This window comes from Pseudomonas sp. R9.37, assembly GCF_963878885.1.
Classification (GTDB): Bacteria; Pseudomonadota; Gammaproteobacteria; order Pseudomonadales; family Pseudomonadaceae; genus Aquipseudomonas.
In genome coordinates this window covers 564,822-586,569 of sequence record NZ_CAWNZA010000011.1, presented here as the reverse complement: position 1 = coordinate 586,569, position 21,748 = coordinate 564,822, and the positions used below count along the sequence as shown (strand labels likewise).

General features: G+C 62.4%; 13 protein-coding genes. 6 read left to right on the top strand and 7 right to left on the bottom strand.

The window, feature by feature from the left end:
* Positions 1 to 273 precede the first annotated feature (273 nt).
* The 3 genes from AACU78_RS09325 to AACU78_RS09315 all read left to right on the top strand — a co-directional run bounded on the left by AACU78_RS09325 (position 274) and on the right by AACU78_RS09315 (position 4,592).
* The gene (locus tag AACU78_RS09325) at positions 274 to 3,147 is read left to right on the top strand and encodes a GGDEF domain-containing phosphodiesterase (RefSeq protein ID WP_106575924.1); all 2,874 of its coding nucleotides are present in this window, start codon (positions 274 to 276) and stop codon (positions 3,145 to 3,147) included.
* 162 nt (positions 3,148 to 3,309) lie between these two features.
* Entirely contained in the window at positions 3,310 to 4,176 is an 867-nt protein-coding gene (hexR, locus tag AACU78_RS09320; protein ID WP_010168370.1) for a transcriptional regulator HexR, read from the top strand.
* Between the two features lie 221 nt (positions 4,177 to 4,397).
* A complete protein-coding gene (locus tag AACU78_RS09315; protein ID WP_106575923.1) occupies positions 4,398 to 4,592 on the top strand; it encodes a PA3496 family putative envelope integrity protein in 195 nt (64 codons plus the stop codon).
* Here the strand turns inward: AACU78_RS09315 and AACU78_RS09310 are convergent.
* Positions 4,522 to 5,496, bottom strand: coding sequence for a LysR family transcriptional regulator (locus AACU78_RS09310; protein WP_106575922.1), 975 nt, complete (start codon positions 5,494 to 5,496; stop codon positions 4,522 to 4,524). The two genes, AACU78_RS09315 and AACU78_RS09310, sit on opposite strands and share 71 nt — an antisense overlap.
* 195 nt (positions 5,497 to 5,691) lie before the next feature.
* Here AACU78_RS09310 and AACU78_RS09305 point away from each other — a divergent pair, with 195 nt between their 5' ends.
* A complete protein-coding gene (locus AACU78_RS09305; protein WP_003213442.1) occupies positions 5,692 to 7,107 on the top strand; it encodes an acetyl-CoA carboxylase biotin carboxylase subunit in 1,416 nt (471 codons plus the stop codon).
* 11 nt (positions 7,108 to 7,118) lie between these two features.
* The gene (oadA, locus tag AACU78_RS09300; RefSeq protein WP_106575921.1) at positions 7,119 to 8,927 is read left to right on the top strand and encodes a sodium-extruding oxaloacetate decarboxylase subunit alpha; all 1,809 of its coding nucleotides are present in this window, start codon (positions 7,119 to 7,121) and stop codon (positions 8,925 to 8,927) included.
* Positions 8,928 to 9,006: 79 nt separating this feature from the next.
* Here the strand turns inward: oadA and AACU78_RS09295 are convergent, their stop codons facing one another.
* The 5 genes from AACU78_RS09295 to AACU78_RS09275 all read right to left on the bottom strand — a co-directional run bounded on the left by AACU78_RS09295 (position 9,007) and on the right by AACU78_RS09275 (position 15,378).
* Positions 9,007 to 10,233, bottom strand: a complete 1,227-nt coding sequence (locus tag AACU78_RS09295) for an autotransporter outer membrane beta-barrel domain-containing protein (RefSeq protein ID WP_371924107.1) — start codon at positions 10,231 to 10,233, stop codon at positions 9,007 to 9,009.
* Between the two features lie 197 nt (positions 10,234 to 10,430).
* Positions 10,431 to 13,400: an autotransporter outer membrane beta-barrel domain-containing protein gene (locus tag AACU78_RS09290; protein WP_106575919.1), complete on the bottom strand. Its 2,970-nt coding sequence runs from the start codon at positions 13,398 to 13,400 to the stop codon at positions 10,431 to 10,433.
* Between the two features lie 214 nt (positions 13,401 to 13,614).
* Positions 13,615 to 14,286 (bottom strand): GNAT family N-acetyltransferase, encoded by a 672-nt coding sequence (locus AACU78_RS09285; protein WP_106575918.1) that lies wholly within the window; start codon positions 14,284 to 14,286, stop codon positions 13,615 to 13,617.
* 10 nt (positions 14,287 to 14,296) lie between these two features.
* Complete coding sequence (locus AACU78_RS09280) at positions 14,297 to 14,743, bottom strand: GNAT family N-acetyltransferase (RefSeq protein WP_106575917.1); 447 nt, start codon at positions 14,741 to 14,743, stop codon at positions 14,297 to 14,299.
* Positions 14,740 to 15,378, bottom strand: coding sequence for an FMN-binding negative transcriptional regulator (locus AACU78_RS09275; protein ID WP_106575916.1), 639 nt, complete (start codon positions 15,376 to 15,378; stop codon positions 14,740 to 14,742). The genes AACU78_RS09280 and AACU78_RS09275 overlap by 4 nt, the downstream gene beginning before the upstream one ends.
* An 87-nt stretch (positions 15,379 to 15,465) precedes the next feature.
* Here AACU78_RS09275 and pdxR point away from each other — a divergent pair, with 87 nt between their 5' ends.
* Positions 15,466 to 17,058, top strand: a complete 1,593-nt coding sequence (pdxR, locus tag AACU78_RS09270; protein WP_106575915.1) for a MocR-like pyridoxine biosynthesis transcription factor PdxR — start codon at positions 15,466 to 15,468, stop codon at positions 17,056 to 17,058.
* Here the strand turns inward: pdxR and AACU78_RS09265 are convergent.
* Entirely contained in the window at positions 17,014 to 21,606 is a 4,593-nt protein-coding gene (locus AACU78_RS09265) for a dermonecrotic toxin domain-containing protein (RefSeq protein ID WP_106575914.1), read from the bottom strand. The two genes, pdxR and AACU78_RS09265, sit on opposite strands and share 45 nt — an antisense overlap.
* Between the last annotated feature and the right edge of the window lie 142 nt (positions 21,607 to 21,748).

The following is a 21,748-nucleotide window of genomic DNA, read 5'->3' as shown; positions in this document are numbered from 1 at the left end:
ATTCTAGGGTGCCCGGGGGAGTGGGGCAAATCCCAATGCCGGGTGGTCACTCGAAAACCTCAGGAGTGTTTCGAGCCGCACAAACATTCTGGCGGGGCTGATGACCGGTCGGTCATAGGCCACAGCCCGCGCAGCATCTCGCTCAAGCTGTCTGGCCCCGAGTTTTGCGGCGGTTTATCGTGCGGTTTTTATGACTTGGAGCAGTTTGGCCCAAGCGCTTGCTTGTGTATGCTCCGTGCACGTTTCGGGCTCACCATTATAAGAACACTGCCTATGACTCTCAGTCCCGACCTGTTCGGCCCCTCGGCGGCGCCTGTGCACGTCATCCGTAAATATTACGCAACCGAGATGGCGGTCGAACGCACTCGCCTGCTCTACCAAGGTTCATTGCTGCCGACTTTATTGATGTTGGTGAACGGCCTGGTCTGCGCCTGGTTGCTGTGGAACCCCAAGCAATATCTGTTGGACAGCGTGTGGCTGGTCTGGCTGCTCGCCCTGGTGGCCTTGCGCGTCATTCAAGTGGCGGCGTTCGATTCGGCCATGCCCAGCCGCCAGGCCCAGCCGATCTGGCGGCGCATGTTCATGCTCGGCTCGGCGGTCAGTGGCCTGACGTTAGCCACCGCCGCCATTGCGCTGGTGCCGGCGGACAGCTTCATGCAGCAGGCCTGGGTGTTCGGCCTGATCGGCGCGGCAACGCTGTCGGCCAGCGTGGCCTATGCCGTGAGCCTGCCTGCGTTCCTGTCCTTTGCCGTGCCGTGTCTGGTGCCGGCCATCCTTTATCTGTTTTGGAACGGCACGGCGCAACAGCAAGGTTGGGGCGTGCTTGGCCTGATCCTGCTGGGCTCTCTGAGCCTGGTGGCGTGGCAGGTCAACCGCCTGATCCAGCGTGGCCTGCTGCGACGCTTTCAGAACCAGGCGCTGATCGAGCATTTACAGCAGGCGCAGCAGCGCAGCGAGCAGTTGAATCAGGAATTGGTGCGCGAAGTCGAGCAGCGCCGCCAGGTCGAACAGGACCTGCGCGAGGCCCAGATCGGTCTGCAAGACCGCGTGGCGCAACGCAATCAGGAACTGGACGCCGCCAGCCTGGCCCTGAACAAAAGTGAAGCGCGCCTGGCCATGGCGCTGCAGGCCAGCGAACTGGGGCTGTGGGACTGGAACCTGCAGACCGATGAAGTCCATCACACTCAGCTCAAAGAGTTGTTCGGCCTGGAGCCCGAGTACGTCACAGCAATGCTCAGCCACCTCAAGCCGCGCCTGCACCCCGACGACTTGCCGCTGCTCAAGCGCGCACTGGTGGAGCATCTCAAAGGCCGCACCGAGGATTACCAGGTTGAATACCGCGTGCGCCACGGCGACGGTCACTGGGTCTGGATCGAAGACCGCGGCCGCGCCGTGGAGCGCTCCCCCAGTGGGCGGGTAACGCGCATGCTCGGCACCCGCCGCGACATCAGCGCCGGCAAGGCCCTGGAAGAACAGCAACGGCTGGCCTCGACCGTGTTCGAGGCGGCCAGCGAAGGCATCGTGATTCTTGACCCGAACTATGCGCTGATCGCCGTCAATCAGGCTTTCAGCCGTGTCACCGGCTTTGAAATCGACGACATGCTCGGCCGCAACGTCGTGGAACTGCCCAGCAGCCGTGACGCGCGTCGCCACTTTCCGGTGATTCGCCAGGCCCTGCTCAGCCACGGTACCTGGCAGGGCGAACTGGTTGAAACGCGCAAGAATGGCGAACTGTACCCGCAATGGCTGCAGCTGAACGTGGTGCGCGATGTTCGCGGAAATGTCAGCCACATTGTGGGCTTCTTCGCCGATCTGTCGGCGCGGCGTGAGTCCGAAGAGCGCATGCGCTACCTCACGCACTATGACGAGTTGACGGGCCTGGCCAACCGTTCACTGTTCCGCGAGCGACTGCGCGAAGCCCATGCGCGTGTGCGTCAGGGCGGGCGTAGCCTGGCGTTGCTGCATATCAACCTCGACCGCTTCAAGCTGCTGAACGACAGCCTGGGCCATGAAGTCGCCGACCAGCTGTTACAGAAAATGGCCCGTCGTCTGATCAGCGCGTTGCCCGAGGCTGACACCATTGCGCGTCTGTCCGGCGATGAGTTCGCCGTGCTGTTCGACGCCTACGGCAACCTGTCGAGCCTGGCGCGAGTGGCCACGCGGCTCCTGGCGAAGCTGCGGGTGCCGGTGACGGTAGACGGGCATGAGTTGGTGGTCAGTGCCTCAATGGGTGTCAGCCTGTTGCCGGATAATGCGCGGGAAATTTCCGCGTTGGTCAGTCAGTCCAACATGGCCATGCAACATGCCAAGCACTTGGGCGGCAACAACTTCCAGTTCTACACCGACAGCCTGCAAGCCAGCACGCTTGAGCGTTTGCAGCTGGAGAACCACTTGCGCAAAGCCATCGACGAGCGCCAGCTCACGGTGTTCTATCAGCCCAAACTGTGCCTGGCCACCGGCAAGCTGAATGCCGCCGAGGCGCTGATTCGCTGGGAGCATCCGCAGTGGGGCATGGTGCCGCCGGGGGACTTTATTGGCCTGGCCGAAGAAACAGGCCTGATCGTGCCGCTGGGCGAATTCGTCTTGCGCCAGGCCTGTTGGCAAGCGTGCGAATGGCAGCGCCAGGGGTTGGCGCCGATTCGGGTGTCGGTGAACCTTTCCGTGCACCAGTTGCGCCAGGGCAAGTTGGTCAGCCTGGTGCGCCAAGTGCTCGAAGAAACCGGCCTTGACCCGCAATACCTCGAATTGGAACTGACCGAGAGCCAACTGCTCGACAGCGTCGAGCACATCATTGCCACCTTCCAGCAACTGCGCGACCTGGGCGTGAAGCTGGCCATTGACGACTTTGGCACCGGCTACTCGTCCCTCAGCTACCTCAAGCGCATCCCCGTGGATTACGTGAAGATCGATCAGACGTTCATCCGCGGCCTGGGCCAGGGCCGCGAGGACGCCGCGATTACGCGTGCAATCATTGCCATGGCCCATGGGCTGGCGCTCAAGGTGGTGGCCGAAGGTGTGGAAGATCAGCAGCAGCTGGATTTCCTGCGAGGGGAGCGCTGTGACGAAGTGCAGGGCTATCTGATCAGTCGGCCGGTGGAGGCCGAGGCGCTGGCAGATTTGTTACGGAAAAATGCAGACTTTCCTTAAAGACGGCCAGGCCGCCTGTGTGGCTACACGGCGGCTGCCCGCTGATTCAAAGGGCATCAGGGCGATTTAGTGATGCATCGGACGGGCAAAACGGCAATTCTTGTAGTATAACTACAAGCTTGCTACATCCCTGGCGCCTGCCAATAACAAGAGTCCTGCCCTTTGAACCTGTTGCAACATATCGCCCAGTCGCGCCACCTGTTACGCAAATCGGAACTCAAGGTTGCCGATCACGTGCTGCTTGACCCTGCGGCCGTGATGCACAGTTCCATGGCCGATCTGGCCCACAGCGTGGGCATCAGTGAGCCGACCATCGTACGTTTTTGCCGTGCCATTGGTTGCTCCGGGTTTCAGGACCTGAAGCTCAAGCTGGCCCAGAGCCTGGCGGCGGGTGCGAGCTTTGGGCAGTTTGCGATTCACGAAGACGATTCCGTCGCCGACTACAGCCTGAAAATCTTCGACACCACCTTGCACACCCTGATGGAAGTGCGAGAAAAACTCGACCCAGTGGAATTGCAGAAGGCCGTGACCGCAATGTCCCAGGCCCAGCGCGTCGAATTTTACGGCTTCGGTGCGTCGGGCGCCGTTGCTGCCGACGCCCAGCACAAATTCTTCCGCCTGCTGCTCACTGCAGCGGCTTACAGCGATCCGCACATGCAGGCGATGTCGGCGGTCACGCTGAAGCCCACGGATGTGGCGATATGCATCTCCCAGTCCGGCCGCTCAAAAGACCTGCTGATCACCGCCAACCTGGTGCGTGAAAGCGGCGCGACGCTGATCACGCTGTGCCCAAGCCAGACGCCATTGGCGGAACTGTCGACGGTAAACCTGGCGATCGACGTGCACGAAGACACCGAAATCTACACCCCGCTGACCTCGCGCATCGCCCACCTGGTGGTGATCGACGTGCTGGCGATGGGCGTGGCCATGGCGCGCGGCCCGAGCCTGGTCAACCACCTCAAGAGCGTGAAGCGCAGCTTGCGCAGCCTGCGTCTCTCGCCAAAATCGGTCAAAGCCCTCGACGACTGATTCAAGGTCGCACCCCGTCAAATGTGAGAGCTGGCTTGCCGGCGATAGCGTCACCTCGGTTTAACTGAAAACCTGCGGTGCCTGCATCGCAGGCAAGCCAGCTCCCACAGGCAATCTCCTTCAATATTCGGAATATTCATCGTCCTGTAACCCCCACGCCGCCAAACCGTCATCCGCCGCGCCCATCCTGAACTCCCCGTACTCGCATTGGGAGACTCAACATGGCCCGGCAATACGAAGACAGCAGCACCGTCAAAACCCGTCGTCAGCAAGAAGACCAGCGCCGCATGGCGTTTCGTCGCGCAATCGAAGACCGTTGCGAAGAGCGCCAATTGCTCCAGAGCATCACGGACTACCCGGAACTCCATTGGCAGGCACCCGCGGCTGCCCAGCGAAGCGCTCAGCCAACGCGCTGATCTGCACCCGTTCGCTGCGGATAAAGCCCAGGAACGCATGGGCCACCGGTGACAGGCGCTTGGCCTTGGCCTGCACCAGGCACCAACTGCGGTACAGCGGCAGTTCTTCCACCGGCAGCTCCTTGAGCCCGCCGGTGGCCAGCTCCAGGTTGACCGCGTGGCGCGTCAGCAACGCCACGCCCAACCCTGCGTTCACGCACTCACGCTGCGCCTCGGCCGAAGCCACTTCCACCGTCTGGGTGAAGTGCACGCGTTTTTCCTTGAAGTACTCCTCGCAGGCCAGTCGCGTGCCGGAGCCCGGCTCGCGCACCAGCAGCGTGTACGGTTCCAGGTCCTGCAAACGCAGCGCGCCTTGCAGGCTCAAGGGATGGTCGAGCGGCGCCACGGCGACAATCGGGTTGTTCAGAAACGGCAGAAACTCCAGGCCCATGTCCTGGGGCACCATGGACATGATCACCAGGTCATCACGGTTGTCTGAAAGCCTTCGAATCACCTGGGCACGATTGACGACTGTCAGGTGCAATTGCACCTCCGGATGCTGGCGCTTGAAGGCGGCAAACAGGTGCGGCACGAAGTACTTGGCACTCGATTCGATCGCCAGCTTCAGCTGGCCCTGCAGCGAGCCCTGCATGTCCGACAGCTGCATATCGAGGTTTTCCAGGCGCCCGAAAATATCCCGGCTGGCGCGTTGCAAGGCTTCGGCGGCCTCGGTCATGTAGAGCTTTTTGCCGACGTAATCGAACAGCGGCTGGCCGATCAGCTCTTCCAGCTGACGAATTTGTAGGCTTACGGCTGGTTGTGTGAGGGACATTTCCTCGGCGGCACGGCTGTAGGAGCGCAAATCACAGACTTCGTTGAAAATCTGCAACTGACGTAATGTCATACGCATCAATGACTTACGCATTATTTATATCCTCTCGCCCCAGGCCGTACGGCCAACTATAAGTGTTTACTTATACACAACCCAATAATTATTGATTTTTGTTAATCCTCCGTTGCGCCTAGTGTGTGTCTCGCGACTGTCATGAAACATTTGGTCACGCGCCGACTCGGATCCAACCGGTCGAAGACGCAGCAAACGGCTCAAGGGAATTTCCAAGTGATAAAAAAGATCCTGATCGCCAACCGTGGTGAGATTGCCGTACGAATCGTGCGTGCCTGCGCCGAGATGGGCATTCGCTCGGTCGCGGTTTACTCGGACGCCGACCGCCACGCGTTGCACGTCAAACGTGCCGACGAAGCCCACAGCATTGGTGCCGAGCCTCTGGCCGGCTACCTGAACCCGCGCAAACTGGTGAACCTGGCCGTGGAAACCGGCTGTGATGCGCTGCACCCCGGCTACGGTTTCCTGTCGGAAAACGCCGAGTTGGCAGACATCTGCGCCGAACGCGGGATCAAATTCATCGGTCCGTCGGCCGAAGTGATTCGCCGCATGGGCGACAAGACCGAAGCGCGCCGCAGCATGATCAAGGCCGGTGTGCCGGTGACGCCCGGCACCGAAGGCAACGTCGCCGACATCGCCGAAGCCCTCACCGAAGGCGACCGCATTGGTTACCCGGTGATGCTCAAGGCCACCTCCGGTGGTGGCGGTCGTGGTATCCGCCGCTGCAACAGCCGCGAAGAACTCGAACAAGCCTTCCCCCGCGTGATTTCCGAAGCCACCAAGGCCTTCGGTTCGGCGGAAGTGTTCCTGGAAAAATGCATCGTCAATCCCAAGCACATCGAGGCGCAAATCCTTGGTGACAGCTTTGGCAACGTGGTGCACCTGTTCGAGCGTGATTGCTCGATTCAGCGCCGCAACCAGAAGCTCATCGAAATTGCTCCAAGCCCGCAGCTCACCCCGGAACAGCGCGCCTACATCGGCGACCTGTCGGTGCGTGCCGCCAAGGCCGTGGGTTACGAGAACGCCGGCACCGTGGAGTTTCTGCTCGCCGAGGGCGAGGTGTACTTCATGGAGATGAACACCCGGGTGCAGGTTGAGCACACCATCACCGAAGAAATCACTGGCATCGACATTGTGCGTGAGCAGATCCGCATCGCCTCGGGCCTGCCGCTGTCGGTGAAACAGGAAGACATCCAGCACCGTGGTTTCGCGTTGCAGTTCCGCATCAACGCCGAAGACCCGAAGAACAACTTCCTGCCCAGCTTCGGCAAGATCACCCGTTACTACGCGCCCGGCGGTCCTGGCGTGCGCACCGACACGGCGATCTACACCGGCTACACCATCCCTCCGTTTTACGACTCCATGTGCCTGAAACTGGTGGTGTGGGCGTTGACCTGGGAAGAGGCCATGGACCGTGGCCTGCGTGCCCTGGACGACATGCGCCTGCAAGGCGTGAAGACCACCGCCGCCTACTACCAGGAAATCCTGCGCAACCCGGAATTCCGCAGCGGCCAGTTCAACACCAGTTTCGTGGAAAGCCACCCTGAGCTGACCAACTACTCGATCAAGCGCAAACCCGAAGAGCTGGCCCTGGCCATCGCCGCCGCCATCGCCGCCCACGCAGGCCTGTGAGGAATATTCCAATGACTAAAAAGATCTTCGTAACCGACACCATCCTGCGCGACGCCCACCAATCGTTGCTGGCGACCCGCATGCGCACCGACGACATGCTGCCGATCTGCGACAAGCTCGACAAAGTCGGCTACTGGTCGCTGGAAGTCTGGGGCGGCGCGACCTTCGACGCCTGTGTACGTTTTCTCAAAGAAGACCCGTGGGAGCGCCTGCGCAAACTGCGCGCTGCGTTGCCCAACACGCGCCTGCAAATGCTGCTGCGCGGCCAGAACCTGTTGGGCTACCGCCACTACAGCGACGACGTGGTCAGAGCCTTCGTCGCCAAGGCTGCCGTGAATGGCATCGACGTGTTCCGCATCTTCGACGCCATGAACGACGTGCGTAACCTGCGCGTGGCCATCGAGGCGGTGAAAGCCGCCGGCAAGCATGCCCAGGGCACCATCGCCTACACCACCAGCCCGGTGCACACCATCGACGCGTTTGTGGCCCAGGCCAAGCAAATGGAAGCCATGGGCTGCGACTCGGTCGCCATCAAAGACATGGCCGGCCTGCTGACGCCGTACGCCACGGGCGAGCTGGTCAAGGCACTCAAAGCCGAGCAGAGCCTGCCGATCTTTATCCACTCTCACGACACGGCGGGTTTGGCCGCGATGTGCCAACTCAAGGCCATCGAGAACGGTGCCGATCACATCGACACCGCCATCTCCAGCTTCGCCTGGGGCACCAGCCACCCAGGCACCGAGTCGATGGTTGCCGCCCTCAAAGGCAGCGAATTCGACACCGGCCTCGACCTGGAACTGCTGCAGGAAATCGGCCTGTATTTCTACGCCGTGCGTAAGAAATACCACCAGTTCGAAAGCGAATTCACCGCCGTCGACACCCGCGTACAAGTCAATCAGGTGCCGGGCGGGATGATTTCCAACCTGGCCAACCAGTTGAAAGAGCAGGGCGCGCTCAACCGCATGAGCGAAGTGCTGGCCGAAATCCCGCGTGTGCGTGAAGACCTCGGTTTCCCGCCGCTGGTGACTCCGACCTCGCAGATCGTCGGCACCCAGGCGTTCTTCAACGTGCTGGCCGGCGAGCGTTACAAGACCATCACCAATGAAGTGAAGCTCTACCTGCAAGGCGGCTACGGCAAAGCGCCGGGCACGGTGAATGAAAAACTGCGCCGCCAGGCCATCGGCAGCGAAGAAGTGATCGACCACCGCCCGGCCGACCTGCTCAAGCCGGAAATGACCAAGCTGCGCGGCGAAATCGGCGCGTTGGCCAAGTCCGAAGAAGACGTGCTGACCTACGCGATGTTCCCGGACATCGGGCGCAAGTTCCTTGAGGAGCGTGATGCCGGCACCTTGAGCCCGGAAGTGTTGTTGCCGATTCCTGAGGCCGGCGGCGTAGCGCGTGCCGGTGGCGAAGGCGTGCCGACCGAGTTCGTGATCGACGTGCACGGCGAAAGCTACCGCGTTGACATCACCGGTGTCGGCGTCAAGGCCGAAGGCAAGCGCCACTTCTACCTGTCCATCGATGGCATGCCCGAAGAAGTGGTGTTCGAACCGCTCAACGAGTTCGTCAGCAGCGGCGGCAGCAAGCGCAAGCACGCGACCGAGCCGGGCCATGTCAGCACGGCGATGCCGGGCAATATCGTCGACGTACTGGTCAAGGAAGGCGACGTGGTCAAAGCCGGCCAGGCCGTGCTGATTACCGAAGCCATGAAGATGGAAACCGAAGTGCAGGCCGCGATTGCAGGCAAAGTTTGCGCCGTTCATGTGGCCAAGGGCGACCGGGTCAACCCTGGCGAAATCCTGATTGAAATCGAAGGCTGAGTCACAGCCTTCAAGACAACCGCTTAATCCTCGGGGGGGCAGGTGCCCCCCTTTTTTTTCGCCTGAAATAAAGCGTGGGTCAAAAGCCCATGGCCCATTGGCCCATCAACCCCTGATGGCGGCTGTTGCTGCCAACGTCAGCGGTGTAGGTCAGGCCCAACGTGTGTTGGGCCGACAGTGCAAGGTCGAGACCGGCGCGCAGGCCCAGGCTGTTGCGGTCCAGGGCGGTGCCTTTGAGGGTGAAGCCGCTGTCGAAATCATCGCGTTTATCCCACGCCGAAGATTGGCGAAGCGTACTGCTGACGTCGCCATAGAGGTGCTGCCAGTGTGTACTCAAGTGGGGGTTGAGGATCATCTGACTGCCCAGGGCATACAGGCTCGACAGGCGCAGGCCGAAGGTGCTGTTCAGGTTCTGCTGGGTTTGTTCGCCGACGTTAAGGGCTGTCACGCCACCTTTTTCGGTGAAGCTGTCGCGGTGATAGCGCTGCCAACCGAGGCCGGCAAAGGGCTCGATGCTGATTGCGGCACCGCCCAGTTGATAGCCCAACTCGGCGAATGCGTTCTGGCTTTGAGCGCTGTACTTGCCCTTGAGTTGGTCGCGCAAGTTGAGGAAGTCGACGTCGACGCTGCGTTTATTTCGCCCATCGTGGTGGCTGTAAATCGCCCCCAGGCGCAGTGCCAGCGGGCCGTCCTGGCGCAAGGCATAGGCGCCCAGGTGCCAGCTTTCCAGTTCGGCCTTGAACCGTTTGGCGTTCAGGTTGCTGCCTGACTTGGCCCCCATTACGCCCAAGCGCCAGGCGGTGTCCACCGACCAGTCGGCGCCGACCATCAGGCCTTGTGTGCGCTGTTGCAAACCGGCGCTGCCGCGGTGGTCGTCGAGCTTGCCGCTGTTGCCCAGGCCGTTGAGCCACACCCGAGCGTCTTCGCGTGTCTGGCCGCTCAGTTCGCGGATCGCCGACAGCAGGTTGGCGTTCAGCTGTTTCAGGCCGTCTTGGGTGGCGGTGCCCAGGTTGGCATGCTGGCTGCCCGCCAATTGCTCAAGCACCGCGCCGACGTTGCCTGGCGCCAGGCTGCCCAGGTAACTGCCCAGGTGCTCGAGTGCGTCCTGTTCGCGCTTGCTCAACGCGCCGGACTCCAACAGTTGATCAATAGCGTAATCAAGCATGATTGCCGCCTGTTTGCCGTTATGGGTGGTGGCATGCTCGACGAGGTAAAACTCATCGGCAGGCGCGGGAGGCGCGCGGTCATGCACGGCGGGCTGATCGCCCAGAGGGATCTCGTTAAGCCAGTCGCTGTCGTGCTCCATGTTCCTCTGCGCCTGTGCAAACGGAGCAGCTGTGACCACCAGCATGAGGGTAAGGGCTATAGCGAACTGTTTTTGTGCAAGTGACATGTAAATCCAGCCTCATGGAATAAGAGGCCGGGAATTTAGCGAGATGACGGGGCGATAACTGTCAGGCTACCGACCCCTGATCCGCGGGAGTTGTCTTTAGTGCTGAGCGATTAAAAACTCATCTGCCATTGGCCGACCAACGCGTGATTGCGGCTGTTGCTGCCGATCTCGCCGGTGTAGCCCAGGCCCAGGCTATGGCGCGCCGACAAGCCTACGTCCAGCCCGGCTTCGAGTAGCAGGCTGTTGCGGTCCAGGGCGCTGCCTTCGACATTGAACGCTGTGCCGCCGGCCAGGAAAGCCTGGCGCGTGCTGCTGTCGACATCGCCGTAAGTGTGCTTCCAGCCGGCGCTGACACGGGGCGTGAGGCTGATGCCGTTGTCCAGTTGGCTCAGGTGCGCCAGGCGCAAACCGAATGTGCTGCTGAAATTGTCCTGGGTCTGACCGTCGACATGCAGCGCGGCGGCGCCGCCTTTTTCGGTGTAGCTGTCACGCTGGTAGCGCTGGTAGCCGAGGTTGGCGAATGGCTCGGCACTCAGGTGGCCGCTGCCCATGGCGTAACCGAGTTCGGCAAAGGCCTGCTGGCTGTTGGCGTCATAGTCGCCTTTGGGGCGGTCGTTGAAACCGTTGAAGGCCACCGTGCGTTTGCTGTCGCCCTGGTGCCCGCTGTAAGCCGCGCCCAGGCGCAAGGCCAGGGGCCCACTCTGGCGCATGGCGTAGACGCCGGCGTGCCAGCTGTCGACGCTGCCGTCCACGCCGGTGGTGTCCAGGTCGGTCTTCGAATAACCGCCCAGCAAACCCACGCGCCAGTCGCTGTCGAGGGCCCAATCGGCCCCCAGCACTGTGCCTTTGGTGCGTTGGGTCAGGCCGTTGCTGCCGTGTTCGCCATCAAGCTTGCCGTAGCTGCCGATGCCCTGCAGCCACAGGCGGCCACGCGCGTTCGGGTCATTGAGGTTGCGCGCATCGCTGGGTATGCCGCTGGCGGCGAGCACTGGGGTGTCGCGCTGATCAAGCCCGACCATCAAGCCCGCGCCGCCGCCCAATTGATGCATCGCCGCAAGCATGCTGTTGCCTACCTGGGCGCTGGCGCCGAGGGTGGCGCCAGTGAGGTTGGCAGTGCTGCTGCCGGCCAATTGCTCGATGGCTGCACCTGCGGTGGCGGTGGTGGTGGAGAGCAAGGCGTTATACAGCGGATTGTGGGTGCCCAGGCCTGCCAGGCTGTTGGCCGCACTGGCGCCGTTGCCGGTAGTGGCGAACTGATTGAAAGCAATGTCGTTACGGGCGTACGTCAGGCCGACTTGGGTAGGGCTGTAATCCAGGCTCGGCGTGAGGAATGCATAGTCGCTGGTGACGGTACCGAATTGCCCCTTGATGCTGCCGGCTTGCAGCACGGTGTAATGGCTCTGCCATGGATACGTGCCGCTGGCAGGGTTGATTGCCAGGGTCGCGCCATTGAGGTTGGCCGTGCCGCCGACCTTGATCGGCGCGCTGCTGCCATCGGCATTCACGCCATAGGCCAGGGTCGAGCCGCTGCCCATGGTCAGGTCGCGGGCGATGGTGGCGGTGCCCAGCGCCGTATTGGTTTGCAGCGTGCCGTTGACCACCAGGCTGCCCACCGAGCCGCCTCCGGCGTAGATGCCGCCGGCATCGACTGTCACGTTACCGGCAATGCCGCCTTGGTTGATCAGTTTGGCACCGCTGAAAATCTCGCCGCCGTCGCTGAAATCGCCGCTGCCGGTGAGGGTCCAGGTGCCTTGCTTCACGGCCAGCCATTCAAAATTGCGGCTGTCACCGAAACTGCCGCCTGCAGCATCATCCAGGCTCAGCCGGTCATAACCGGCGCCGCCATCCACCAGGCCGACAAAGCGGCTGCCATTGAGTAACACCAGCGTGTCATCACCGCCGCCCAGATCCAGAGCCAGGCCATTGCTGCCGCTGATGGTGCCGCCGTTGATCACGGTGTCGGCAAAGTTGCCGACAAACTTCACGCCAAAGCCATTCAGACCCTGAATGACGCCGTGGTTTTCCAGGGTGGTCGCGGCAACGCCCGGGCCGTCGCTACCGTCGTCCACCAGGATCGCGTTGTTGGCGCCGCTGACCAGCGCACCCTTGGCGTTGTACACATAGCCGCCGCCCAGGGCGATGCCTTCGCTGCCGTTGGCAAAACCATTTTTGTCGACACCGCCGGCACCGATGCCCTGGATGATGCCGTAGTTTTCGATATGCGCGATTTTGTCGATGTCCACGCCATCGCCGTCGCCGTCCGGCTGCAACCCGGAGAAGGCGCCGGTGATGGTGCCGTGGTTGATCACTGTGCCGTCGCCGTCGGAGCCAAAGCCCGAGCCGTTGCGGCCAATCACCGTGCCGTAGTTGGTCAGCGACGCACCCAGGTCGGTGGTGATGCCATGGCGACCGCCAGAAATCAGGCCGTAGTTGGTCACCGTCACACCGCTGGCGGAATCGATATCGACGCCGTCGAATTTGTCATCGCGCGAGAACGTGTCGCCGGTGGAGATCTCGCCATAGTTGGTAATGTTTGCGTTGGCGCCGGTCTTCATGCCGTCACTGGTGTCGCCACGAATCAACCCACCGGCGCGGTTGATGATCGTGGTCGTCACGTTGGCGCTGCGGATCGCATCCAGGTCCAGCCCTTGGCCGGTGGCCGAGCGAATGGTGCCACTGTTGTCGATCAACAAACGGCCGCTGGCAAAGTTGCTGTTGATGCGCAGCGCGTCATTGGCGCCCTGGATTACACCGCCCGCGAGGTTGTAGACGCTGTAGTTACGCGCCCCGGTGAGCGTGCCCGAACTGTCGATTGCGCGCCCGCCGGTTGAGACCAGCTTGCCCGCGTTGGTGATCACCACGCCCGCCCCGCTGGTGCCATCCTTGAGCGTGACGGCCACGCCGGAGGTGGTGATGCTGCCCGGCGCCGTGGTGGTCAACGAATCACTGCCGGTCAGGGTTTGCCCCGCGGTGGTGGGCGTGTCGATCAGCACGGTTTTGGTCGGCGCAGGCGCCGCTTCAGCGAGGCTGCTGGCCAATAACGTGATGGCGAGTGCGAGGCGGTGGGGCGACGGGGGCATGGCGGACGACCTTGTTATGGAAACGAGTCGACCTGTATAGCGAAGGGTGATTGCAGGAATGTGTCGGGGAGATGACAGCAGTGGGCCCGCTGCAGATCAACTGCGGCGCGGGCTTGCTGGCGAAAGCGGTGAGTCAGGTATTGCAGGTGTTGACTGGTCTACCGTCTTCGCGAGCAAACTCGCGCCCACATTGGTTGTGTGTTGTGGCTCAGAATCAGGCCCGGCACTCGGCCAGTGTTTTCAGTTGGCCAGAACCCTGCTGGTTCGCCTCGGACAGCCACGCTTCAAACCCCGCGCCAAGGGTTGGCCATTCCGAATCCAGGATCGAATACCACGCTGTATCGCGGTTCTGCCCCTTGACCACCATGTGCTGGCGGAACACGCCTTCAAAGCTGAAGCCCAAGCGCTGCGCCGCGTATTTGGAACGGGCATTGGCGTTGTTGCACTTCCATTCCAGGCGACGGTAGCCCTGCTCAAAAGCGTGATTGGCCAGCAGGTACACCGCTTCGGTGCTTTTGGGCGAGCGTTGCATCGGCGCGCCGAAGGTCACGTGGCCGATCTCGATGCGGCCCTGGGCCGGGACGATGGACATCAGGCTGAGGATGCCCTGTACCTCGCCGCTCTGGCGGTCGATCACGCTGAAGAAATACGGGTCGCTGTGCTGGGCATGGTTGTTGAGCCAGGCATCAAACGCGGCGCGCTCGGGGAAGGGGCCATAAGGCAAATAGTCCCAGAGCTTCGGATCGGCGCCAGGGCCTTCAAGGGCCTGGAACAGGCCATCGCCATGACGCGCGGGGTCGAGTTTTTCCAGGCGGATGAAACGCCCTTCGAGCACGTGAACGGTGGGCGCGGGAACGCCTTTCCAGTCGGCGGGTGAGATAGGCATGCGGATTTCCTCAAAGACCTTTGCGAAATTGGATAAAGCCAGGACGTTCGGCAATACGTTCGTAGAGTTGAATCGCGGTGGCATTGCTCTCGTGGGTCAACCAATGGACCTTGCAGCAACCGTCGGCCTTGGCGGTGGCGTAGACAAACTCGATCAGCTTGCGGCCCACGCCGCTGCCACGTTGGGCCGGCTCCACCAGCAGGTCCTGCAGGTAGCAGGAATTTTCGATGCTCCAGTTGGAGCGGTGATAGATGAAGTTGACCATGCCCACCGCCTTGCCGTCCTGCCAGGCCAGGGCGGAATGGGTCGGCTCACTGGCATCGATCAGGCGCTGCCAGGTGTTTTGGCTGACGGCGCCGGGCAATTGGGTTTCGTAAAACTTCAAGTACGCCTGCCACAGTGGCAGCCAGGCGGCATGGTCGGCTGCGGTGACGGGGCGGATATCGATCTGGCTCATTCTGTGCCTCCTTGAGGGATAAAGCGCGCGAGCGTCTGATCGCGCACATCAATGCTGGCGGCCAAGCCCTCGCGCACGCCGTTGATATCGGCCTGGCTGCGGTTCTGGCTGAGTTTGCGTTTGCCGATCAGGCGCTCGATGGGCAGGGCGAAGCCGACGATGGCCTTGAGCATGCCGTCAATGTAGTCGGCGGGAGCATCGCTGACGCTCCAGGGCTGGGCGCGGTTACCTTCGTGGCGATCGGTCAGCGCCGTGACCACCGCCAGCAAGCGCTCGGCATCGGTAAATACCTCGGCCTTGCCGTACGCATGCACGGCGATGTAATTCCAGGTGGGCACCACTTTGCCGTGCTCGGCCTTGGCCGGGTAAAACGCCGGGCTGATGTAAGCGTCGGCGCCGGCAAAGATCACCAGGGCTTCACTGCCATTTTGCAGGTCGCGCCACTGGGGGTTGGCCTTGGCCATGTGCCCGTAAAGCGTACCGTTCGGGCCTTGATCGGGGTTGAGCAGCAGCGGCAGGTGACTGGCCTGCAGGCCCTGCTCGCCAAAGGTCACCAGCTGCGCCAGGCGAGTGTGCTGGATCAGTTGCTGCAGTTCGGGCAAATCGTCGAGGGCAAAGGCGCGGGGTGTGTACATGGAAATATTCCTTGGCGAATGCCTGCATCCTAGGCAGGCTATTGGTCTGTTGTAAGAGCCAACTGGCACCAATTTCATAGGTCCAATATGTCGCCCATCACACCGCCGCTGTCATTCAACCCCGCTGGGATCGAGCTGGATCGCCGCCTGGGTTTGACGCGCCAGCTGTATGACGCCCTGCGCCAGCGCGTGTTGGACGGGCGACTGGTCAGCGGTACCCGTTTGCCTCCCACACGTGACCTGGCGGCGGCGTTGTCGATTTCCCGCAACAGTGTGGTGCGCGCCTATGACCAGCTGTATGCAGAGGGGTTTATCGAGAGCCGTGTTGGCGACGGCACCTATGTTGCTCAGTTGCCGACAGCGAAAAACTTATCCACAAAAGTATCCACAGGGTTTTCAACAGGCTTATCCCCAGCCTTATCCACAAAATGGGCGGATTTTCCAGAAGATCTGGACCATGAAGTTATCCACAGCACCAGCCTGGCGCGGGTAAAAGCCAACCATCTGTCCCGGCCTCCGTCGGGGCCGCCACGGGCATTTCGCGTGGGTGTGCCTGCCTTTGACCTGTTCCCGTTTGAGGTCTGGGCCAAGCTGAATGGGGCTTTTTGGCGCAAACCCGACCTGGAGCAGCTGTGCTACGGCGACCCGGCGGGTGACGCGCGCCTGCGCGGTCTGATTGCCGCTTATTTGCGCAGTTCAAGGGGCATGCAATGTGCGGCTGAGCAAATTGTGATCACCTGCGGCGCGCAGCAGGCGATCAGCCTTTGTGCACAGTTGCTGGTAGAGCCGGGCGATGGCGTGGCGGTAGAAAATCCGGGCTACCGCGCCGCCGGTCACGCGTTTGCCCTGGCCGGTGGGCACCTGCACGGCGTACCCGTGGACGGCGAGGGCATTGACTGCCAGGTGCTCAATACCCTGAGCGATTGTCGCGTGGCGTATGTCACCCCCTCCCACCAGTACCCGTTGGGCGTGGTCATGAGCCTGGCCCGCCGCCTTGAACTGCTGGCCTGGGCCGAGCGCACGGGCGGTTGGATCATCGAGGATGACTACGACGGCGAGTACCGTTACAGCGGCGCACCCTTGTCGCCCTTGGCCGCGCTGGATCGCACGGGGCGGGTGCTGTATGTGGGCACATTCGGCAAAGTGGCGTTTCCCGCGTTGCGTCTGGGTTACCTGGTGTTGCCGCCGGCCCTGGTGGATGCGTTTGCGCGGCGCCGTGCGGTCGACATACGCCACTCGGAGGTCAGTACCCAGGCGGTGATGGCGGAGTTTATGGCGGCGGGGCACTTTCAGCGGCATATCCGGCGTATGCGACGCGCCGCGCTGAGCCGCCGTGACGCGCTGTTGAGCGGCTGGCCCGGTCAGCTGCAGGGCGTGAGCAGCCTGCCCACTGTCGCGGCAGGCTTGCACCTCACGGTGCGAGTGGACAGCCTCGCCCGCGATCAGCAACTGGTGGCGCAGGCCCACGCCGTGGGTGTCGAGGTCAATGACTTGAGCGCCTATTGGCTGCCGGACTCCAGCACACCTGCCGACCAGCGCGCCGGGCTGGTCTTGGGGTTTGCCGCCGTGCCGCCGGCGAGCATCGCGCAGGCGCTTGGGCGGTTGTACCGCGCCTGGGGTTGTCAGCCGCCACCTTCAGCGCCGGGTTACCGGCAAGGCGGCAGTCTTGAAGAACAGTGACCGCGCCAGCAACGGCCCGATCTCACTGCGGTACACCGCGATGTTGTCGCGGTCATCGGCCTTGGCCAGCGCTTCATACTTGCCGCCCAGGCGCCGCTGCGATTGGGTCTTGAGGTGCGCGGCGGTGTAAGCCTCCTCGGGGCTTGCCAGGTCCTTGTAGTGAAAGTGGGCGTACCACAGCGCATTCGAGTGCTTGGCGTCGAGGATTTCGTACTCCTTCAAATAGCCCTTGTGGCGCCCGGATAGCTTACTGCGTGGGCCTGGCAGCGGTTTGATGATGATCTCGTGTTCGCGGTACAGCAGTTCGACATGGGCCGCGGTCGGTGGGCGCTGCTTGAGCATGTCGAGCCGGGTGCGCAGGCCCTCGGTGTAGAGGCGTTTGATCGCGGCATCGAGGCTGCGGTTGATCAAGGCGGCCGACGGTGAGCCGCTTTCGGTCACGTTGCTGGCGGTCAATGCCTCCTCAATATCCTCGCCGGCCTGCGCCAGCTGCGCGGCGCGGCGGTGAAAACGCTCTTCGATCTCCACGGGCAGGCGTCTTGCCTCGCCGGCCAGGCGCTGGGTGCGCGTGATGAACTGTTCGACATCGTCGAGCAGCGCCTGGGCACTGGCGATGCTGGCGGCCACGTTTCGCGACTGCGCCCGCGCAGTGGGCCGCGCCACCGCACGCTCACGCTCAACCCATACCCCGTCCTTTTTATGAAACAGGGCAATCACCTTGCCGGTCAGTGCTTGCTTGACCTCCACCAACGGGGTCGGTTCTCCCGCTTGTAGCGGGCGTTCTTCGCCGACCACGATGCCCTGGAAGCGGGTCTTGATCACCTTTTTCTGCGGTCTGGGCACAGGCGTCGAAGGGCCGGCAATCGCCGACTCCAGGGCCTTGCGCTCGCGCAGCAGCGTGGTCATTTGCTTGATCGCCCGTTGGGCGAATTCATCGGTGAGCTGCTGCAAGGTCTGCAGGGCCGGGCGATGCACGTCCAGTGGAAAATCGGCCGGCAAATCGGCCAGGCTTTGATCCAGGCCAGTGAACTGGTCTACCAGGCTGTCGAGGACTTCGATTTGTTCATCCAGCGTGGCCAGATTGTCTGGCTGCAAAGCCTCGCACAGGCTCTGCACCGCCAGGTCGGCCCGGTCCACCATCTGCGCGATCGCCGAGCGGGCGGTGTCTTTGCTGGCCGAGGCGGCTTCATTCACGCAAAGGAAGCGCGACAGGGTGATGCGGAAGGCCTTGAGATCATCCAGGGTTATCTTGGGCAGCACCTGTTCGTGGCGCAGCACCAGTTCCGCGCCTTTGACCCCCAGGGTGCGGGCTTCCTTGAAACGTGATTGCAGGTAACCGATGCGCTCGACCATAGCCTCGGTCGACGCGTCGACGGCACGGCAGTCTTCCAGGGCCATCGGGGTGTCTGGCAAGTCCTCTTTGTCCAGGTATTCAGAAACGGTGTGCAGCCCGTCTCTAAAGCGGATCATCTGTTCGGCGGTGGCACTTCGCGCCAGGACCATCTGGTCTTGCAGGTAGCCCAGCATGGCTTCCTGATACGTCGGCACGGTATCGAGGATATTCAGTGATTTGAGCTGGGCGATCGGTACGTCCAATTCTTCCAGGCGCCTGCTGACGTGCGTCAGGTAGGTGGTGCGGGCGTTTGCGCGATCGGTCGGTGGCGCGTTATCGATGGCCTGCTGCAACCCCATCATGTCCTGGCGTCGTCGATCGACCTGCGTGTCGAACGCCGCCAGTTGCTCACGCAGTTCGCGAATTTTCGGCGGTCTCAGGCGCTGGCCTTTCTGTCGCCGGCTGCGCATGCCGCCGCCGCGCAGGCGCAACCGGGTGTCGACAAACCACTGGCCGAGGCGGTTGCCGATCAAGGCCGGGCCTTCGCGGTTTGGGGCCTTGGGGTCGATGATCATCACGGTGTCGTTTTCATCCAGCGCCACTTCGAACCAGCGCTGCGCCACCGGGACGTACCACGCCTGGCCCTTGGGGTAGAGGTGCAGATGGGGGCCGGGCTGGGTGATTATTTCGCCCAGCCCTTCGGGTTTGGCCAGGCTGAAACTGTCCAGTGTCGCGTCCAGGCTGTTGCGGCTATGCGTGAGGGCGCCGCGGGTGTGAAGGTTGATTTCATGCTCAGTCGGCAGATGGGCGGTGTCGAGCGTGGGGTGCTGGATGATCGACGGTTTGGCCGGTAACGGCGGTGCCGGCGGCGGGCTTTTTTCAGGCGCACGCGCCGGCGCGTGCTGCAGACTGATGTGCAGCGCCAGGGCCATGCCCAGGGTCAGAAAAAGGTCCACGGCAGCACTCACGCCCGCCGTTTGATCGCCGCTTTCTCGGGCTTCGATAACCTGCTGCAGGTCATCCATGAGCTGCCAGATCCAGGCTGCGGCGCCCGCTGTGCGGCCCATGAACGGCAGGGCCGCATTCAGAACAATCCAGCCGGCATGCTTGAAGCTTTCCCAGCGAGCCTCGGCATTGGACACCGATTGACGGTCGGCCAGTGTCACCAGGGCGCGGGCGTTGGCGGTGTACAGCACCGCCAGGCTGTCCGCGCCCAGCGCCTGGGTGCCGAATTCAATCGGGCCGCTCATTACCATCGAACTCACCGGCTCGCTGAGCAGCGTCGGCAGGACCCAGGGCGAAGGCAGGCTGCCGGGGAAGACAAACTGGGCATAATCCGGGCGCACAGCGTCGGGCAACCAGGCCAGTACCGACTGGCGTAATGGTGTGTCCTGCTTGATGGCGTAAAGCAGGTTGGCCTGTGAGGGAAACTGCATCAAGGGTTCGTTGGACAGTGGTCGATACAACAGGCAAGGACCATTCGCAGGGTCCTGTGGCCCAATGAGGAACATATTATCGACGCTGTCGGTGGCCCCGCTCGCGCGCCACTTGGGGCGCAGTGCCAGCGGCCGGATCACCACGGTGATGCCGTCCACGCGGCGGTGTTGCGCGTTGCTGGCCATGACCGCGTGCGCGTAGCGATAACCCTGTTCGTCAACGTTGAACAGGCCGCGAATCTTGTACTGCAACGCCAGCAAGGGCAGTTGCAGGCGCAATTGTCCGGCGTACAAGTGTTGGCGCCGCAACGCTTGCTCGGGATTGTCCAGCAGCAGCGTGCTGACCCGCTCGGGGTAGTGCTTGCCGATGTCTGCCTGGGTGATCAGTTGCTCCAGGTAGTCTGCGGTCATCCACGCGGGTGTCGGGCTGGCGTCCTGGTAACTCACCGTCTTGTTGCCCAGCGGCAGCGCGACGAGGTTTTGCAAGGCCAGCTCGACCAGGCTCAAGGTCAGGGTTTGCGTCTGGCCCGGCAGCGCGACGGTTCCCCACACGACTTGGCTGGTGATGGTTATCGTCACGCGGTCGAGGTCCAGCCTGGAGGCCTGCGGCTGATCCTTGATCAGCGCCGTGCGTAAGGCCGTGCGGGTGAAGTCGGTGAGGGTTGGCAACTCGTCCATGAAGGTCTTGCCTTTGCTTTGAAGGCTCAGCGCGGCCAGGTCCATCATGTAGCGCCCGTAGGCTGACTGGTCGGTTTCCGAGGCCTGCAGCAGCCACGCCGGCAACGCCCGTCGCGCGCTGCCAATACGCGACTGATCGAGAAGCGCCAGCTCGACCCCTTGCACGCCGACAGTGCGGGTGGGCAGCAGCGATTTGGGGTCCGCATCGGCAAGGTCGAGATCGCCCATGGCTTCGATTTGCAAGCTGATCAGGCTGAAGGCCTGGTGTTCGAAAAAGTTGCCGTCCGGCTCCAGCAAGCGCCAGTTCAGGGTTTTGCCGGGCAAGTCGGCTATATAGGGCAGCAGTGTCTGGCCGAAGGCCTCCAGGCTGGCAAATTTTGCATAGCCGGTATCAATCGAGTAGCTGAGGATGAGGGTCTGTTCACCGTGACGCGCGATCAGCACGGCCATCGCCATGACGCTGATGTGCTGGGTGCCGCTGCTGTCCTGCGCATCGATGTCCACCAGGTAGGCGCGTGTCGCATACGGGTCGTGGGGCTGGCGCTCGATGAACTCGGGATAGTGAAACACCGCCCGCGCCACGGCGCAGTCGTCGGCGTCCCAGCCATGAACCTCTTGCACGTTCCACACCTCACGCAGCGACTGGGAAAATATCCGCCAGCGTGGGCCGCTGGTGCCTGCGCTCTGGTTCCAGAAATCTATCTGTTGCTCCTGGAAGGCCACGATCAGCAGCGGCGCGAGCTCATTGATGAGTCGGCCTATCGCGTCGATCCTGACGGGCAGGTGCACGTCAGGACCATTGCCTGAGGGGTACGTAAGGTAGTGTTCGCGATCAAGGTAAGTCACGGGCACGCGGGAGATTGCACAGCGTGTCAGGGCGCCGGTGAGGGTGTCCGTCGCCGGCTTGGCGGGGATGATGTCGCCGCCCAGTTCGAGCCATTGCGGGGCGTTGACGATGGCCAGGTCCGGGTTGATATCCAATTCCGGATACAGCTCGCGCAGCGCCGCACGCAAGGTGGTGCAAGCCACTTCACGCAGGGACGGGCCGGTAGCCAGCTGCGCTACTAATCCGCTGTTTTCGGTTGGAACGAGGTCTTTCATGGGCACTCCTTGGCCTTGAGAAATACGCGAGGTCGCCCGTGGGCCTCAGCGCGCAGATCCCTGGCTGTAGCGGCTCCTGGCTGATTTCGCGGCGACAATCGCGCTCACGTTAGGCGCGATGAGGAGGGATCGGGCTTTACTT

Excerpts from the sequence above, each read along its gene's own strand:
- AACU78_RS09285 (WP_106575918.1), bottom strand. The coding sequence starts at position 14,286 with ATGCCTATCTCACCCGCCGACTGGAAAGGCGTTCCCGCGCCCACCGTT.
- pdxR (WP_106575915.1), top strand. The coding sequence starts at position 15,466 with ATGTCGCCCATCACACCGCCGCTGTCATTCAACCCCGCTGGGATCGAG.
- AACU78_RS09290 (WP_106575919.1), bottom strand. The coding sequence starts at position 13,400 with ATGCCCCCGTCGCCCCACCGCCTCGCACTCGCCATCACGTTATTGGCC.
- AACU78_RS09295 (WP_371924107.1), bottom strand. The coding sequence starts at position 10,233 with ATGGAGCACGACAGCGACTGGCTTAACGAGATCCCTCTGGGCGATCAG.
- oadA (WP_106575921.1), top strand. The coding sequence starts at position 7,119 with ATGACTAAAAAGATCTTCGTAACCGACACCATCCTGCGCGACGCCCAC.
- AACU78_RS09315 (WP_106575923.1), top strand. The coding sequence starts at position 4,398 with ATGGCCCGGCAATACGAAGACAGCAGCACCGTCAAAACCCGTCGTCAG.
- AACU78_RS09325 (WP_106575924.1), top strand. The coding sequence starts at position 274 with ATGACTCTCAGTCCCGACCTGTTCGGCCCCTCGGCGGCGCCTGTGCAC.
- AACU78_RS09275 (WP_106575916.1), bottom strand. The coding sequence starts at position 15,378 with ATGTACACACCCCGCGCCTTTGCCCTCGACGATTTGCCCGAACTGCAG.
- AACU78_RS09310 (WP_106575922.1), bottom strand. The coding sequence starts at position 5,496 with ATGCGTAAGTCATTGATGCGTATGACATTACGTCAGTTGCAGATTTTC.
- AACU78_RS09280 (WP_106575917.1), bottom strand. The coding sequence starts at position 14,743 with ATGAGCCAGATCGATATCCGCCCCGTCACCGCAGCCGACCATGCCGCC.
- AACU78_RS09265 (WP_106575914.1), bottom strand. The coding sequence starts at position 21,606 with ATGAAAGACCTCGTTCCAACCGAAAACAGCGGATTAGTAGCGCAGCTG.